The 15,292-nt window shown below is 48.4% G+C and carries 15 protein-coding genes; 8 read left to right on the top strand and 7 right to left on the bottom strand.

Annotated features, from left to right (window positions below; translation table 11 throughout):
* Nucleotides 1–125: 125 nt before the first annotated feature.
* Nucleotides 126–1,223, bottom strand: a complete 1,098-nt coding sequence (locus FPG75_RS00845; protein WP_143304601.1) for an alkene reductase — start codon at nt 1,221–1,223, stop codon at nt 126–128.
* Nucleotides 1,224–1,308: 85 nt separating this feature from the next.
* Here FPG75_RS00845 and FPG75_RS00840 point away from each other — a divergent pair, with 85 nt between their 5' ends.
* Complete coding sequence (locus FPG75_RS00840) at nt 1,309–2,172, top strand: AraC family transcriptional regulator (RefSeq protein WP_143304600.1); 864 nt, start codon at nt 1,309–1,311, stop codon at nt 2,170–2,172.
* Here the strand turns inward: FPG75_RS00840 and FPG75_RS26290 are convergent.
* On the bottom strand, nt 2,164–3,231 hold the full coding sequence (locus tag FPG75_RS26290; protein WP_143304599.1) for a PDDEXK nuclease domain-containing protein: 1,068 nt from the start codon (nt 3,229–3,231) through the stop codon (nt 2,164–2,166). The two genes, FPG75_RS00840 and FPG75_RS26290, sit on opposite strands and share 9 nt — an antisense overlap.
* A 174-nt stretch (nt 3,232–3,405) precedes the next feature.
* On the opposite strand from FPG75_RS26290, the gene pbpC reads away from it, so the two are divergent.
* A complete protein-coding gene (gene pbpC, locus FPG75_RS00830; protein ID WP_143304598.1) occupies nt 3,406–5,811 on the top strand; it encodes a penicillin-binding protein 1C in 2,406 nt (801 codons plus the stop codon).
* On the opposite strand, the gene FPG75_RS00825 is transcribed toward pbpC, so the two are convergent.
* From FPG75_RS00825 to FPG75_RS00815, 3 genes are read right to left on the bottom strand one after another with little or no spacing between them, the layout of a single operon-like run.
* Nucleotides 5,808–7,064, bottom strand: coding sequence for a replication-associated recombination protein A (locus FPG75_RS00825; RefSeq protein ID WP_143304597.1), 1,257 nt, complete (start codon nt 7,062–7,064; stop codon nt 5,808–5,810). The genes pbpC and FPG75_RS00825 overlap by 4 nt on opposite strands.
* Before the next feature lie 6 nt (nt 7,065–7,070).
* Nucleotides 7,071–7,502, bottom strand: coding sequence for a group III truncated hemoglobin (locus FPG75_RS00820; protein WP_143305364.1), 432 nt, complete (start codon nt 7,500–7,502; stop codon nt 7,071–7,073).
* Between the two features lie 11 nt (nt 7,503–7,513).
* Entirely contained in the window at nt 7,514–8,035 is a 522-nt protein-coding gene (locus FPG75_RS00815; protein ID WP_143304596.1) for a hypothetical protein, read from the bottom strand.
* A gap of 155 nt (nt 8,036–8,190) precedes the next feature.
* On the opposite strand from FPG75_RS00815, the gene FPG75_RS00810 reads away from it, so the two are divergent.
* The 3 genes from FPG75_RS00810 (at nt 8,191) to FPG75_RS00800 (ending at nt 10,853) form a co-directional block, all read left to right on the top strand.
* Complete coding sequence (locus FPG75_RS00810; protein WP_201747862.1) at nt 8,191–10,248, top strand: M13 family metallopeptidase; 2,058 nt, start codon at nt 8,191–8,193, stop codon at nt 10,246–10,248.
* A gap of 88 nt (nt 10,249–10,336) precedes the next feature.
* Nucleotides 10,337–10,552, top strand: coding sequence for a hypothetical protein (locus FPG75_RS00805; RefSeq protein ID WP_143304595.1), 216 nt, complete (start codon nt 10,337–10,339; stop codon nt 10,550–10,552).
* Between the two features lie 25 nt (nt 10,553–10,577).
* Complete coding sequence (locus tag FPG75_RS00800; RefSeq protein ID WP_143304594.1) at nt 10,578–10,853, top strand: YHS domain-containing protein; 276 nt, start codon at nt 10,578–10,580, stop codon at nt 10,851–10,853.
* 145 nt (nt 10,854–10,998) lie between these two features.
* Here FPG75_RS00800 and FPG75_RS00795 read toward each other — a convergent pair whose 3' ends face one another.
* Both FPG75_RS00795 and FPG75_RS00790 read right to left on the bottom strand, forming a co-directional pair.
* Entirely contained in the window at nt 10,999–11,370 is a 372-nt protein-coding gene (locus FPG75_RS00795; RefSeq protein WP_143304593.1) for a hypothetical protein, read from the bottom strand.
* Between the two features lie 202 nt (nt 11,371–11,572).
* Nucleotides 11,573–12,394 (bottom strand): UDP-2,3-diacylglucosamine diphosphatase, encoded by an 822-nt coding sequence (locus tag FPG75_RS00790; protein ID WP_143304592.1) that lies wholly within the window; start codon nt 12,392–12,394, stop codon nt 11,573–11,575.
* A gap of 183 nt (nt 12,395–12,577) precedes the next feature.
* On the opposite strand from FPG75_RS00790, the gene FPG75_RS00785 reads away from it, so the two are divergent.
* From FPG75_RS00785 to rfbA, 3 genes are all read left to right on the top strand, one after another.
* Complete coding sequence (locus FPG75_RS00785; RefSeq protein WP_143304591.1) at nt 12,578–13,228, top strand: DUF47 domain-containing protein; 651 nt, start codon at nt 12,578–12,580, stop codon at nt 13,226–13,228.
* Between the two features lie 41 nt (nt 13,229–13,269).
* Nucleotides 13,270–14,271 (top strand): inorganic phosphate transporter, encoded by a 1,002-nt coding sequence (locus tag FPG75_RS00780; RefSeq protein ID WP_143304590.1) that lies wholly within the window; start codon nt 13,270–13,272, stop codon nt 14,269–14,271.
* Between the two features lie 123 nt (nt 14,272–14,394).
* Nucleotides 14,395–15,267, top strand: a complete 873-nt coding sequence (gene rfbA, locus FPG75_RS00775; protein ID WP_143304589.1) for a glucose-1-phosphate thymidylyltransferase RfbA — start codon at nt 14,395–14,397, stop codon at nt 15,265–15,267.
* Nucleotides 15,268–15,292: the final 25 nt, after the last annotated feature.

The following is a 15,292-nucleotide window of genomic DNA, read 5'->3' as shown; positions in this document are numbered from 1 at the left end:
CGGCCCGAAGTGTACAAACACTTCGGGCCGTAATTATTAATTCGTAATCCGTAATGGCGTTGTTGAATAACGCTGTCGCCCCGGGCCTTAGCCCGGGGATCATCCAACAACACTATCTGTAATTATCAGACAGTAGCACATTGTAAAGTGGGATAATCGATATATCCTTCGTTACCGCCTTCGTAGAAGGTGCTGGCATCGCCTGTTGCCAGCGGTGCATTAAGCTGGAAGCGTTCCACCAGGTCGGGGTTGGCAATAAAGGGACGGCCGAAAGCGATGAGGTCAGCCAAACCGCTCTGCAAGGCAGCTTCCGCCGATGCTGCTGTATATCCGCCGGCCAGGATCATCAAGTGGCGAAAACGCTTGCGGAAGGCCTGAATAAAGCTGACGGGAACAGGAGGATGGCCATTGCTGGATTGATCGGAGATATGTACATAGAGGATACCCAGTTGCTGTAAGGCATCCGCGAGATAGAGATGTGTAGCCTCTTCTTCTTCATAAGAAGGCTGATCGTTCAAGGTGGCGAAGGGCGATAAACGGATGCCCGTGCGTTCTTTGCCGATGGCCTTCACCACGCCTGCTACTATTTCCAGCAGGAAGCGGCTGCGGTTAATGATACTGCCGCCATACTCGTCTGTTCTATGGTTGGTATGCGGATGCAGGAATTGTTCTATCAGGTATCCGTGCGCAGCGTGTATCTCTACGCCGTCCATACCCGCTTCGATGGCTCGTTCTGCGGCTTTGATAAAAGCGGTTACCAGATTTTTTGTATCAGCCGTGCTCAATTCTTCCGGCACTGACATCGGCACACGCAGATCGCCTGCGATGCGGACTACACCTGCGGCCTGTATCGCGGTAGGCGCCACCAGCGGTAATCCATCGTCGTTGTTCAAGGCATGCCCGATGCGGCCACCATGCACCAGTTGCATGAATATCTTCCCGCCTTTGGCATGTACTTCGTCTGTAACGGCCTTCCAGCCAGCCTTTTGCGCTTCGTTGTAGATACCGGGCGTATGTAATATACCAGTGCCATTAGGGGCAACAACGGTGTTCTCTGTAATGATCAACCCTGCGCTGGCACGTTGTCCGTAATAGATGCGGGTAGCGTCATTGGGGATGCCTGCCGGAGAGCGTCGGCGGCTCATAGGCGCCATTACCACACGGTTACGTAAGCTAAGTCCTGTTGTATGAAAAGGTGCGAGCAATTTTTCTTTGTGATCCATAATTGATAATTTGAGATCAAAATTACTACGGGCCACCACCGTTGAACAGTGACAAAAAAAGGTTTGTTATGTAATTTAAGAGGTTATGGAGCATAAACAACTACACCAGCCTTTCGAGCTATATGTGTCCGATATGGATTGCTGGTATGAACGGCCTTTGGTTTATCATTTCTTCGAGATCGTGCAGATACTTGAAGGAGAGGGTATGCGCACCACCAATAACAACGAGTTCCCTTATCATACGGGCAGCATCTTCCTGTTTACACCGCTGGATTGTCGCGGCTTTGACGTGAAAACGCGTACCCGCTTCTGTTCCATCCGTTTCTCTGAACTCTTTCTGGGTCAATATAAAAGCCCGCAGGACAAAGAGCGTATCTCCCAATGGCTGAAGCAACTGGAACATATCTTCTTCCAGCACAACAGTTTTCAGGAGGTGTTTATCAAGCGGGATGATGACTGCAATATGATCACTTCGCTCATCAACAGTATGATTACGGAATATGAGCACAAGCAAAGCTATCACGAAGAGAACTTGCAACACCTGGTAACCCTGGTGCTCAACATCCTCGCGAGAAATGTATCAGAAGGCGCCGGAGCCGCTACCGCAGCGGAGCCTGGCCCGCTTATCAACAGAATGCTGTTGCATGTTCGTCAGCATATCGCTGATCCGGAAAAGCTGCGTATCGATTATCTCGCCGCGCGCTTTAATCTCTCTGCCAACTATGTTGGAGAATATTTCAGAAAATATACCGGTGAAAGTCTGCAACAATACATCACCCATTACAAAATGAAACTGGTACAGCAGCGGTTGGCGTTCAGCTCGCTCACCGTGAGCCAGATTGCAGGAGAGTTGGGCTTTACAGACGAAAGTCATTTGAGCCGCCAGTTCAGGAAATATAGTGGTGTGAGCCCGGTGGAGTATAGGAAGAGTGCGAAGGCGTTAGTGTAGTTCGTTTTCGAAGAGCTCGTGGAGTTTCTGTTGTAGCAGTTGTTTATCAGGTAATAATGTTTTGTATTCAGAAATGATAGTGGGCGAGAGGCTTCTGTTGAGTGCATATTCCACTACTTCATTATCTTTTTCTTTACATAACAGTATGCCAACGCTCGGGTTCTCATTCTGTAATTTCACGTCTCTGTCGAGTGCTTCCAGGTAGAAATTAAGTTTACCAAGATATTCGGGCATAAAGTCGGTAGCTTTTAACTCAAAAGCCACCAGGCACTGTAATCGGCGGTGGTAGCATATGAGGTCGATGTAGAAATCCTTATTCCCTACCTGTATCCTGAACTCTTCTCCCATAAAGATAAAATCCTTGCCAAGTTCCAGGATGAAAGCTTTGATCTTTTTGACCAAAGCTTTCTGAAGGTCTTTTTCACTATGGGTTTCAGGTAGATTGAGAAATTCAAAAACATAACTGTCTTTGAATCCGTGCGAAAGACTAGCAGGCACCTGCTGTTTGAGCGCTTCCGGCATATGCTGTTTTCCCAACATTACACGTTCAAAAAGGCTGCTTTGAATCTGTCGTTCCAATTCCCTGACCGTATATCCCTCTTTAATACAGAGATGCAAATAAAAGTTTCTTTCTTTTGACTCCTTTATCGACAACAATAACAAATGATGCGACCAGGAAATCTTCACCAATAATGTATTACGAATATCCGTAAATTGTGTCAACAGTGTTGACACAAATATATCCACTTGATTATCAGATGATATATTAAAATTTTCAACTTTATAACTACCTAATTCATTAGTATAAGTCTGATAAAAAAGCCTCATTCTGTAAAGCCCTCGTACATTAAATCCTTTCAATCTGGCATTCTTCTTTGCAATATAATCCGCCAGTTCTTTTACCGTCTTTTCTCCCCAGCAGGCCTGTGCAATTTTCTTGTTGATATACTCACCCACTTGCCAATAAAGGTTGATCAATTCAACATTGATACTTTTGTAAACGTTATGCTGCGTTTGCTGAATATGTGTGAATAACTCCTGAAAATCTCTTTCCGACATAAGTAATGATCATTAAAGGTTAACAATAACTGCAAATGTAAATGTCTGCAAACGCTTATCCCTGTTCATTTTCATTCACTCCACATTCCGCCGCATGTGAATAAGAATGAACAGATCAACGCCCCGCATTCTTTTTTATATACCTTCACCAAAAAATTAATCCTCACAACATTCATGACCCGGCAGAAATTCAAACAGTGGTGTATCAAAAGAAAATGGTGGCTCATCGCGGCCACTGTTTTACTAACAGCTTACTACTTTTGTTTGCCATCGCAATTATTTCCCAACCCTACTTCTTTTGTGCTGGAAGATAATAACGGCGACCTGCTCAATGCCAGCATCGCAAACGATGGCCAGTGGCGGTTTCCGTACAGTGCGCATGTGCCGGAAAAATTTGTAAAATGCATCGTCGCCTATGAAGATAAACGCTTCTGGTATCATTGGGGCGTAGATCCGATGGCCATCGGCCGCGCGGTGAAACAGAACCTCGGCGGCCGCAAAGTGGTGAGTGGCGGCAGTACGCTTACCATGCAGGTCATCCGGCTATCGAGGAATAAGCCGCGTAATATCTGGCAGAAAATGGTGGAAGCCGTATTAGCCACCCGCCTCGAATTTGCCGCCTCTAAAAAAAAGATCATCGCGCTATATGCCGCCAACGCACCTTTCGGCGGCAATGTAGTAGGACTGGAAGCCGCCGCCTGGCGCTACTATGGCCGCAAGGCCGATCAGCTCTCCTGGGGCGAAATGGCCGCGCTGGCCGTACTGCCCAACAGCCCAACCCTCGTACACCCCGGCCGTAACCGGCAAACGCTGATGGCTAAACGAAACCAGTTACTGCGCAAACTGTGGCACAACAAAACCATCGACAGCCTCACCTGTAGTCTCGCCAGCCTGGAACCCTTACCTGATCAGCCTTTGCCGCTGCCGCAATATGCGCCGCATTTGCTCGATAAATTCCGGGCCGACTACCTCCAATCACACAGCGCTGGCGCCACCCGCATCAAATCCACTGTCGATGGCGCCTTACAACGCAACGTTGCCGCCATCGCGGAAAGATATCACAACACCTACAAAGCCAACGGCATCAACAATGCCGCCGTACTGGTGCTCGACGTAGAAACCGGCAACACCCTGGCCTATGTAGGCAACATCTACAACCCCGCAGATACTGAACTGGAAAGCCATGTAGATATCATACAGGCCAGGCGCAGCCCCGGCAGCACCCTCAAGCCGGTACTCTATGCCGCCATGCTCAGCGACGGGCTCATTCTGCCGAATACCCTCATTCCGGATATTCCCACACAGATCGCAGGCTACTCCCCGCAAAACTTTGATCTCGGCTATGATGGCGCCGTGCCCGCATCACGCGCATTGGCGCGGTCGCTCAATATCCCCGCTGTGCGCATGTTACAGCAATACCGCTACGAACGCTTTCATGCCCTCTTGCAAAAAATGGGCATCACCACCCTCAACAAACCGGCAGACCACTACGGCCTCTCGCTCATCCTCGGCGGCGGCGAAACCACGCTGTGGGAGATGTGCGGCATGTATGCCAGTATGGCCCGCACACTGATACATCTCGATCAATACAAAGGGAAATATGACCTGGACGATATTCATCCGCCCAATTATCAACTCAATATCCAGCGGAAATCGCAATATGGGTTGAGTAAGAACGGCGTACTGGATGCAGGCGCCATCTGGTGCGCATTTCAGGCCATGACCGAAGTGATGCGCCCCGGCGAAGAACTGCTGTGGCAACAGTTCTCCTCTACCCAGCGCATTGCCTGGAAAACAGGTACCAGCTTCGGTTTCAGGGATGGATGGGCCATCGGCGTAACGCCGCAATATGTAGTAGGAGTATGGGTAGGCAATGCCGACGGCGAAGGGCGCCCCGGCCTGATAGGCGTATCCACAGCGGCGCCCATCCTGTTCGATGTATTCCGGCAACTGAAACTTGGCAGCTGGTTCACGCCACCCTATTCACTGATGCGCAAAGTAGAAGTATGTACCAAAAGCGGTTTCCGCGCCAGTGAACTCTGTGATGAAAAAGATACTATCTGGGTGCCGGCAGCAGGCATCCGCGCAGGCGTATGCCCCTATCATCAACTGGTACATCTCGATAGAACCGGCCAGTGGCGCGTAACAGAAGCCTGTGAATCACCACAGTTCATGCAACACCGTTCCTGGTTTATATTACCGCCATCACAGGAATTTTACTACAGAAGCAAGAATTATTATCAACCTTTGCCACCCTACAAACCGGAATGCCTCGCAGCCCTCGGGCAAGACAAAGCCCCGATGGAGCTGATCTACCCACGGCCCAATGCTCGTATATACGTTCCCGTTGAGATAGACGGAAAGCCTGGCCAGACGATCTTCACCGCCACGCACCGGAATACGTCGGCCAAAATATTCTGGCACCTGGATAATAATTTTATCGGCGCTACCACTGAATTTCATCAGATGGCGCTACATCCTGCTGCCGGTGATCATGTGATCACATTGGTAGATGAGAACGGGGAGAGAATTGAATGCCCTTTTACCATCCTGGATAAAGGTAAACAGGAGCAACATTAATAACCGTATTTGTCTTTCCAGAGTTGTTTTAAATATCTTCTTAACTCATCTTCCCGGGCGTTGTTGCCGGGGTCGTACAGCTTGGTGCCCTTAATGGCATCCGGCATAAATTCCTGCAACACAAAATTGTTTTCGTAATCGTGCGCATAGGCGTAGCCTTTGCTATAGCCCATTTCCTTCATCAATTTCGTAGGGGCGTTCCTGATATGCATCGGTACGGGCAGGTCGCCGGTTTTGGCCACCAGCCCCTGTGCAGCATTGATCGCCATATAGGCCGCATTGCTTTTGGCTGAGGAAGCCAGGTAGGTTACGCACTGCGACAGGATGATCCTCGACTCGGGATAACCGATCAGGTTCACCGCCTGAAAGCAGTTCGTTGCCAGCAAAAGCGCATTGGGATTGGCATTGCCGATATCTTCTGAAGCAAGGATCACCAGCCTGCGTGCAATGAACTTCACGTCTTCGCCGCCATCGATCATGCGCGCCAGCCAATATACAGCTGCATTGGGGTCGCTGCCGCGGATAGATTTGATAAAGGCGGAGATGATATCGTAATGCTGTTCACCACTCTTATCGTAGATGGCTACACGCTGCTGCGCGATGTCCATCACTTTCTGGTCCGTGATCACCACGGGATCTTCCTGCAAGGTACCCAGTACCAGCTCAAAAAGATTGAGCAGTTTGCGGGCATCTCCACCGGAGATATTGAAAAGGGCGGTGGTTTCTTTCAGCTCAATATTTTTTGACTTGATCCACTCATCACGCTCCATGGCCTGTTGCAGCAGCTGCATCAACTGATCCGGGCCTAATGGCTTGAGCACATACACCTGGCTGCGCGAGAGCACCGCCGCATTCACCTCGAAAGACGGATTTTCTGTGGTGGCGCCGATCAGCGTAATGATGCCTTTTTCCACGGCGCCCAGCAGCGCATCTTGTTGCGATTTATTGAAACGATGGATTTCATCGATGAAAAGTACCGCATGGTGTTGCCTTCTCGCCATCTCAATCACCTCCCGCACTTCCTTCACCCCGGCGGAAATGGCGCTGAGCGTATAAAAAGGAACATTCAGCGTATGTGCGATAATGTTGGCAATCGTTGTTTTTCCTACACCAGGAGGGCCCCACAAGATCATGGATGGTATGCGGCCCTGTTCTATAGCTTTTCTGAGGATACTGTCTTTACCGGTCAGGTGCTCTTGTCCTACCAGTTCATCCAGCGTGGAAGGCCGGAGCCGTTCTGCTAAAGGTTGCATAACTGGTTATTTTTTGTTGCCCGGGTTAACGAGCGGAATATTTTTATTTTCTTGCGGATGACGGGCGGCGTTCATTTTAAATTCCATGATACCCTTGATAGACCTTGCACGGGTGATGGCTATCTTGGCTTTCTCGCCTTCAAATAATTCGTTCACGGTGCTTTCAAACAGTTGCAGCCATCGCGTAAAATGCGGCGGCTCCAGAGGCAGCTGCTGGTTGAGCCGGAAATGCGGCTCCATCACACGGCGGGTATATGCATTGCTGTCCAGCAACAAGCCCTCCCAGAAATCGTACATAATAGGCAGATGTTTCTGCCAGTCTACACGCGCCACCTCATTGAAGATAAAGCCAATCACCTCGTCTTCCTTCACCTGCTCATAGAAACGATTGACCAGGCGGATGATATCTTCTCTGTTGATAATATCTCTCCTCTCCATCATCCAGTGTTTTATAATTCCTCATCCTCGTCGATATGGGTGGGGCGCTCTGCTTCGCGCTTCAACCACCGCCGTAGAAAGCTGAAAGAAAGAAGGGCATTGATGGCAAATACGACTGCTATCAGCATGCAGAAAATGCCCACTCCCCGCAGCATGCCTGGCTGTAGCATTACCTGCTTGCCTTCCGGCACCTGCTTCAATATCTCCTTTATCATTTCCGGCGTGGGAAATAACAACGGAAGGCTGGAATAGATCAGCACTGCTGAAAAGATCAGTACCAATGCGCCCATGATGCGGATGCCGCCGGGCGTACTGGCCCGCAATGGCGCTTCGGGCACCAGTATACTACGTTGCAGGAACAACGATAATATGGAATGTATGAAACACGCTCCCCAGGCCATTGTGAGCAACAACAGCTGCAATGGCGCCTGTATGAGTGCAAACAATGACATCAGCCCTGTAAACACAAAAAAACTCGAAATGACCATTGTCACACTGGTAAGCACTTTATACAATCTAAACCTGAATTCCATTAAGTATCGTTTTACACATCACAAACCTACCTAAATATTTATGATTTTTGGATTTTCGGATTTATTGATTTGCCGAAACCTTTGCCGCTCATGTAAAAGATTTTAAGTAACATGCGGCGTTTTCCATAACTTTAAACACTAAACCTGTTTTTAATATGAATAAAGCTAATGCGGTAAAACTACCGTTGCTGGCGGCTATGGTTACCATGGCAGCCTGTAACTCCAACAGTTCCTCGCAGCAGGCCGCCAATGCAGACACTACCAAGGTGCCCGCATTCAACCTGAGTGATATCGACTCCTCATTCAAAGCCTGTGATGATTTTGACAGTTTCGTTAATGGTAACTGGAAAAAACACAATCCCATCCCTTCTACCGAGAGCCGCTGGGGCGCTTTCAACATCCTTGACAAGGAAAACAAGGAAGTACGTCTGAAAAGTATTATCGAAGAGATCACCGGTAAAAAAGACCTGAAGAAAGGCACAGAAGAACAACAGATCGCCGACTTTTACACCTCTTTCCTGGATACCGCTACCATTGAAAAACGCGGTATCACTCCTTTACAGCCCTATCTCGACAAGATCGAAGGCATTAAATCATTGACCGATTACGCCAATGTAACTGGTGAACTCCAGAAAATAGGCGTATCCACCTTCGCCGGATTCGGTGCTGAAGCCGATATGAAAAACAGCAAAATGAATGTGCTGTACCAAGGCCAGGATGGCCTTTCCCTCGGCGAAAAAAGCTATTACGAAAGACAGGATCCCCCCACCAAAAATGTGCGCGATGAATTCGTGAAACATGTGGATACCATGTTCCTGCTCGCAGGCTTCAAAGATCCTAATCCAGGTAAAACCATCCTCGATTTCGAATCCAAACTCGCCAAACTGCAACTCTCTAACGTAGAACTCCGCGACCCGGTGAAAACCTACAACAGAGCCGCTTTCAGCGAACTGAAGAAACTCGCTCCCGACTTCGACTGGGACGGATTTGCACAGAAGCAGGATATCAAAACAGATACGATCATCATCCAGAACAAACCTTACCTCACCGGCGCTAACGCCCTGCTGAAGGCCACTTCCCTGGATGTGCTGAAAACATATACCCGCTGGCAGCTGCTGTCTTCTTTTGCAAGCTATCTTTCCAAACCGCTGGATAACGAACATTTCCATTTCTTCGGTACGGTAATGACCGGCAAAAAAGCACAGAAAACCCGCGCTGAACGCGCCATCCGCTCTACCGACGGTACACTCGGTATGCCGCTGGGTAAACTGTTCGCCAAAAAATATTTCCCTGAAAGCTCTAAACAGAAAGTTTCCGAGATGATCGAAAACGTTCGCAAAGTTTATGGCGAAAGGATCGATAAGCTCACCTGGATGGGCGACTCCACCAAACTGATGGCGCATAAAAAACTCGCGTCCTTTACTTACAAGATCGGTTATCCCGATAAGTGGAAAGACTATTCCTCTATCGTGATCGATCCTGCTAAACTGGTAGAAAACGTGATCGCTGCGAAATTATACGCGCACAAAGAGAACGTTGACAAGATCGGCAAGCCGGTAGATAAAACCGAATGGGGCATGACACCGCAAACCGTAAACGCTTACTACAACCCGCTTAACAACGAAGTAGTATTCCCTGCCGGTATCCTGCAACCGCCGTTTTACAACCCGAATGCAGACGATGCCATCAACTATGGCGGCATCATCGCCGTGATCGGCCACGAGTTCACCCACGGTTTCGATGACCAGGGCTCCCAATTCGATGCCGATGGTAACCTGAAGAACTGGTGGACCAAAGCCGACCGCGATAATTTCGACAAGCTCACCAAACGCTATATCGCCTACTTCAGCAAGCTGGAAGCGGCTCCTGGCTTCAATGTCAACGGCGCCCTCACGATCGGCGAGAACGTGGCCGACCTCGGCGGCCTCACACTGGCCTACCATGCACTGGAAAAATCCTTCCAGGGCAAGGAACCCAAGCCGATCGACGGCTACACCTGGCAGCAGCGCTTCTTCCTGGGCTGGGCTCAGGTATGGCATTCCAACATCACGGATGCCGCCCTGCGCAACCAGATCCAGACCGATCCGCACTCCCCGGCCAGATTCCGCATCAATGGCCCGCTCCCGCACCTGAAAGAATTCCAGGCTGCATGGGGCTGCACCGATAAAGATAAAATGGTACTGCCCGACACTGCGAGAGTAGTGATCTGGTAAGTAAATAAAAAAAGAATTGCGTCGGGAGACGGCTTCGCCGTTTTCCGACGCAATTCTTTTTTACTTTTGCTCTTTAAACAGAAACCATATGCTCAACATCCTTCGTCAATACAAAACAGAAAGCAGGAACATCGCGCTGCTGGTGCTGCTTTTCCTCGCCTGGCCTTATCTGCCGCAGGCGCTCGCATTCATGGCTTCCTTCACCGGACGGATGATCATTATGGCCATTGTGGCCGGTTATGTACTCGGTATGAGCCTCAAGGTATACTACCGTATACTGGTGATGCGCATTGGCCAGGAGTAATTCTTCATCCGCAAATTATTCTGTCATGAAACATATACTGATAGCATGCGGCGCGCTCCTGCTGTTTTCATGTGCGCAAAACAACAAGCCCGCTGAAAAGAATGCCATGCCCGCAGCGCCGGAAACCGCTCCCGTAGCTGCCAGCGGCCAATTGCCCGATCCCGTTTGCGGGATGCCTTATGATACCGCTTACCATGAGTGGGCCGTGTATAAAAGCGATACCCTGCACTTCTGCTCCGTTACCTGCAAAGAGGTGTTCCAGAAAGCGCCAGAGAAGTATATGGCCAAACTCGGCAAATAACTTTCCAATAAAAATCCGTCCCGGACTAACCGGGACGGCGTTTTTAAATACAGCTTATGAAAATATAAGTAACGTGAAGGGCTATACGAAAAAATGGAAGAAAAATAAAAGGGGGTTAACAAGAATAATTTGTCATAGGGGGAAATCAGAAAGAAATATTCTGCTGTGGGGACTGACGGTTATTCAATAATGTATCCAGCGAGATGTCGAGCTGATAGTTCCGTTCCTCTTTCTTTTCCTGCGTGCGGGCAAGCTGGAACAGGTGCTGGCTTTTATTGGTAAAAGGTTTATTGTCTTTGTTACACAGTTCCAGGCTGAAGTGAAATTTCTCTTCTACTTCTTCTTCGAATTCACGCAGGCTGAGAGTTTCATCGATCGGAAATTCAACGAGCATTTCTTCATCAAAACCCGCTTCGCGCAGGGTATCGAAGCCATTGGCCAGGGAGTGCCGTGTATACACAGCCACGTTGCAGGCCAGCAAACGCTGGATCTGCATCTGCAATAGGGAGATAGTCATTAAGGGATGTAACTTCAAAACTTTCATCGCATGTTGTTCTTCATTTCCAAATGTTCCAATATGGTCACACTTATTAATAATCTGGCAAACTTAACAGCCTACCTTTAATTTAATATTAAGCACTTGTTATGATTTTGTGAAAATAATATTCAAATATAAACATATTAGAATATTGAAAATACGAAAATCATCTTTTAGTAGCTCAGATACCAACGATCTTGGCAGCATCCCAATCGAGCTGCGTATCGTCTTCATCTTCGGGAAGAACAATTTTAGTGCGGGTAACAGGGTGTTGATAAAGGGACCATTGCTGGTTGGTATATTCAAGTGAGGTCAGACTTTCCACCCAGTCGCCGGAGTTAAGATAGGTCACTTTTTTGTTGCCTACGCTCATTTCCTTGATCAGCGGCTGGTGTATGTGCCCGCAGCATACCACATCAAATTCCTTATCTACCGCAATTTCCGCTACGGTCTGTTCAAAATCCGAAATGAATTTAACGGCTTGTTTTACGCCATGCTTCACTTTCTTGGAGAAAGACATTTTCTCTCTCCCCATACTTTCCAGGATATTATTGACAAGACGGTTGAGGATGATGAGCAGGTCATAGCCTTTCCCTCCCAGCTTCGCCAGCCATTTGGAGTTTTTCATGGTCACGTCGTATACGTCGCCATGAAAGAACCAATGTTTTTTACCGTCTATTTCGAGGATGAGTTTATTGTCGATCGTAAAATTGCCCAGGGCAAAGCCGGCGTACTTGCGCAGGGCTTCATCGTGATTACCGGTGAGGTAATACACCTGTGTGCCTTTCCCGATCATCTTCAGGATACGCCTGATCACCTTGGTGTGCGACTTTGGAAAATAACGCTTACTGAACTGCCAGATGTCGATGATGTCTCCATTCAGCACGAGTATCCGGGGATCAATACTGTCCAGGTATTGGATCAGTTCTTTCGCATGGCAACCGTAGATCCCGAGATGTACATCGGAGATCACAGCGATATCTAATGGGCGTTTATCTGACATCAATTGTAGGTATGAGAACAGGTCGTTTATTCCCTTGTTATGATTATTATTTCCAATACAAAGGAAAAATCGCTATATTACTTTTATATTAATCCAGTGTTAAGGAATTATTAATTCGCGCTTTTTCTTGGCTCCAATGGGTTCTGAAAGCTATTTTTGCGGCAAATTTTTAAACTCAAACGTATGGGAGGCTTCAATTCTTTTGTAAAATTGTTCATGCCAAAAGACCGGGTATTTTATTCTTTGTTCGAAGACGTGGCTTCCAATCTTGTTGAAATGTCGCAGGTGCTGAATGAGCTGGTAGCTACGACGGATATGTCTGTAAGAAAAGATAAAGTGCATTTGATAGAAAGACTGGAGCACAAAAATGACGACTACACTCACCGCATATTTGTAGAACTCGGACAAAATTTCATCACCCCTTTCGACCGTGAAGATATCCACTACCTGGCTGCCACACTGGACGACGTGGCCGACTACATCCACGGCTCCGCCAAGAGAATGGATATTTACAAAGTGCAGAATATAAACGATAGCATCCGCAAACTTGCTGAACTCATTCACCTGGGTGTACTGGAGCTGCACAAAGCCATCCCTGAACTGCGTAACATGCAGAACATGCGCGTGATCACCGATGCCTGCGTAAAGATCAACTCACTCGAGAACCACGCAGATGATATCTATGACATGGCCATTGCTGAACTGTTCGACACCGAACAGAATGCGGCAGAACTGATTAAAATGAGAGAAATATACCAGGCCCTGGAAATCGCTACAGACAAGTGCGAAGACTGCGCCAACGTTATTGAAACCATTATAATCAAATACTCCTGAGGGAGCGATGTTTGTTCTGAACGCATAATACCAGTAACACCATGACTTTACTAGTTATCATCATCATACTGGCATTCATCTTTGACTATATCAATGGTTTTCATGATGCAGCCAACTCTATTGCCACTATTGTATCGACCAAGGTACTAACGCCTTTTCAGGCAGTACTCTGGGCCGCAGTATTTAACTTTGCGGCTTTTTTTATCGCCAAATATATCATCGGCGAATTTAAGGTAGCCAACTCTGTAGCCAGTTCTGTATTCGAGCAATTCATTACGCTGAAAGTGATCTTTTGCGGCCTGGTAGCCGCTATCACCTGGAACCTTTTCACCTGGTGGCTCGGTATCCCTTCCAGCTCTTCACATACGCTGATCGGCGGTTTCATCGGCGCGGCCGTTACCAGCGCCCGCACCATGGATGTGATCAACTACCACAAAGTATTGCCGATCGTATACTTCATCGTACTGGCGCCATTGATCGGTATGGTGGTATCTTTCGTGATCACGCTGATCATTGTGAACATCTGCCGCAGGGCCAACCCTTTCCGCGCAGAGAACTGGTTCAAAAGGCTGCAGCTGGTGTCCAGCGCGGCTTTGAGCCTTGGCCACGGTAGTAACGACGCACAAAAGGTAATGGGTATCATCGCTGCCGCGATGGTATCTGCCGGATATATTCCCAACCTCAAGGCCATGCCGGACTGGATTCCGCTGGCCTGCTTCACCGCCATCGCGCTCGGTACCATGAGCGGCGGCTGGAAGATCGTTAAAACTATGGGCACCCGCATCACCAAAGTAACGCCACTGGAAGGCGTAGCCGCAGAATCTGCCGGCGCCGTTACCCTCTTCCTCACAGAACACCTGGGTATCCCGGCCAGTACTACACACGTGATCACCGGCGCTATCATGGGCGTAGGCGCCACCAAAAGATTATCTGCTGTTCGTTGGGGCGTTACCGTTAGTCTGCTTTGGGCATGGGTACTCACCATTCCCATCAGCGGGCTGCTGGCAGCAATGGTATATGCCATCGCCAGCCTCTTCATCTAAAATGACCACAACTTATAAAACATCAAAGCACGACCTGCGGGTCGTGCTTTGATGTTTTATAATCAATCAAGAAACCCTATTTTTGTGCGATTTTACAGTGAGAAACCAAAAAACTGTTCCAGCATGAAAGGAATTATCCTGGCCGGTGGCTCCGGCACCCGCTTGCACCCCATCACATATGCGATCAGCAAGCAAATAATGCCGGTATATGATAAACCCATGATCTATTACCCACTGTCAACGCTGATGCTGGCAGGCATAAAAGACATCCTGATCATTTCCACCCCTCACGATCTGCCCGCATTCCAGCGGCTTTTCGGCGATGGCAGCCAGTTCGGGCTGAACCTCAGCTATGCCGAGCAACCACAACCCAATGGCCTGGCACAGGCATTCGTGATCGGCGAATCTTTTATCGGTAAAGAGAATGTAGCGCTGGTACTGGGAGACAATATCTTCTACGGCGCCGGCCTCGGCACCCAGCTGGCCAACAACGTAACACCTGATGGCGGTATCGTATATGCGTACCAGGTATCCGACCCGGAAAGATATGGCGTAGTAGAGTTTGCACCGGATATGCAAGTGCTCTCTATCGAGGAAAAACCTGCGCAACCCAAATCCAACTTCGCAGTGCCAGGATTATACTTTTATGATAACCAGGTTGTGGAGATCGCTAAAAACCTCCAACCCAGCCCGCGTGGCGAATATGAGATCACTGATGTAAACAAAGAATATTTACGCCGCGGGAAATTAAAAGTTTCTATCTTACCACGCGGAACAGCCTGGCTCGATACCGGTACGTTCGACTCACTGATGCAGGCATCACAGTTTGTGCAGGTGATAGAACAACGCCAGGGCATCAAAATAGCCTGTATCGAGGAAATCGCTTACCGCAAAGGCTTTATCGATGCGGAACAGCTTAGCAAACTGGCAAAACCGCTGCTGAAAAGCGGCTACGGCCAATACCTGGAATCAGTGCTGAAACAAAAAATGATCTGAAATAACATAAAAAAGTAAATCTGAA

Origin of the sequence: Chitinophaga vietnamensis (assembly GCF_902167635.1) — a bacterium.
GTDB lineage: Bacteria > Bacteroidota > Bacteroidia > Chitinophagales > Chitinophagaceae > Chitinophaga > Chitinophaga vietnamensis.
Note: the sequence above shows the minus strand (reverse complement) of the source record. Positions and strands in the feature narration are given on the sequence as shown.

Excerpts from the sequence above, each read along its gene's own strand:
- FPG75_RS00800 (WP_143304594.1), top strand. The coding sequence starts at position 10,578 with ATGAAACATATACTGATAGCATGCGGCGCGCTCCTGCTGTTTTCATGT.
- FPG75_RS00820 (WP_143305364.1), bottom strand. The coding sequence starts at position 7,502 with ATGGAGAGGAGAGATATTATCAACAGAGAAGATATCATCCGCCTGGTC.
- FPG75_RS26290 (WP_143304599.1), bottom strand. The coding sequence starts at position 3,231 with ATGTCGGAAAGAGATTTTCAGGAGTTATTCACACATATTCAGCAAACG.
- FPG75_RS00825 (WP_143304597.1), bottom strand. The coding sequence starts at position 7,064 with ATGCAACCTTTAGCAGAACGGCTCCGGCCTTCCACGCTGGATGAACTG.
- pbpC (WP_143304598.1), top strand. The coding sequence starts at position 3,406 with ATGACCCGGCAGAAATTCAAACAGTGGTGTATCAAAAGAAAATGGTGG.
- FPG75_RS00795 (WP_143304593.1), bottom strand. The coding sequence starts at position 11,370 with ATGACTATCTCCCTATTGCAGATGCAGATCCAGCGTTTGCTGGCCTGC.
- FPG75_RS00810 (WP_201747862.1), top strand. The coding sequence starts at position 8,191 with ATGAATAAAGCTAATGCGGTAAAACTACCGTTGCTGGCGGCTATGGTT.
- FPG75_RS00780 (WP_143304590.1), top strand. The coding sequence starts at position 13,270 with ATGACTTTACTAGTTATCATCATCATACTGGCATTCATCTTTGACTAT.
- FPG75_RS00845 (WP_143304601.1), bottom strand. The coding sequence starts at position 1,223 with ATGGATCACAAAGAAAAATTGCTCGCACCTTTTCATACAACAGGACTT.
- FPG75_RS00790 (WP_143304592.1), bottom strand. The coding sequence starts at position 12,394 with ATGTCAGATAAACGCCCATTAGATATCGCTGTGATCTCCGATGTACAT.
- rfbA (WP_143304589.1), top strand. The coding sequence starts at position 14,395 with ATGAAAGGAATTATCCTGGCCGGTGGCTCCGGCACCCGCTTGCACCCC.
- FPG75_RS00785 (WP_143304591.1), top strand. The coding sequence starts at position 12,578 with ATGGGAGGCTTCAATTCTTTTGTAAAATTGTTCATGCCAAAAGACCGG.
- FPG75_RS00805 (WP_143304595.1), top strand. The coding sequence starts at position 10,337 with ATGCTCAACATCCTTCGTCAATACAAAACAGAAAGCAGGAACATCGCG.
- FPG75_RS00815 (WP_143304596.1), bottom strand. The coding sequence starts at position 8,035 with ATGGAATTCAGGTTTAGATTGTATAAAGTGCTTACCAGTGTGACAATG.
- FPG75_RS00840 (WP_143304600.1), top strand. The coding sequence starts at position 1,309 with ATGGAGCATAAACAACTACACCAGCCTTTCGAGCTATATGTGTCCGAT.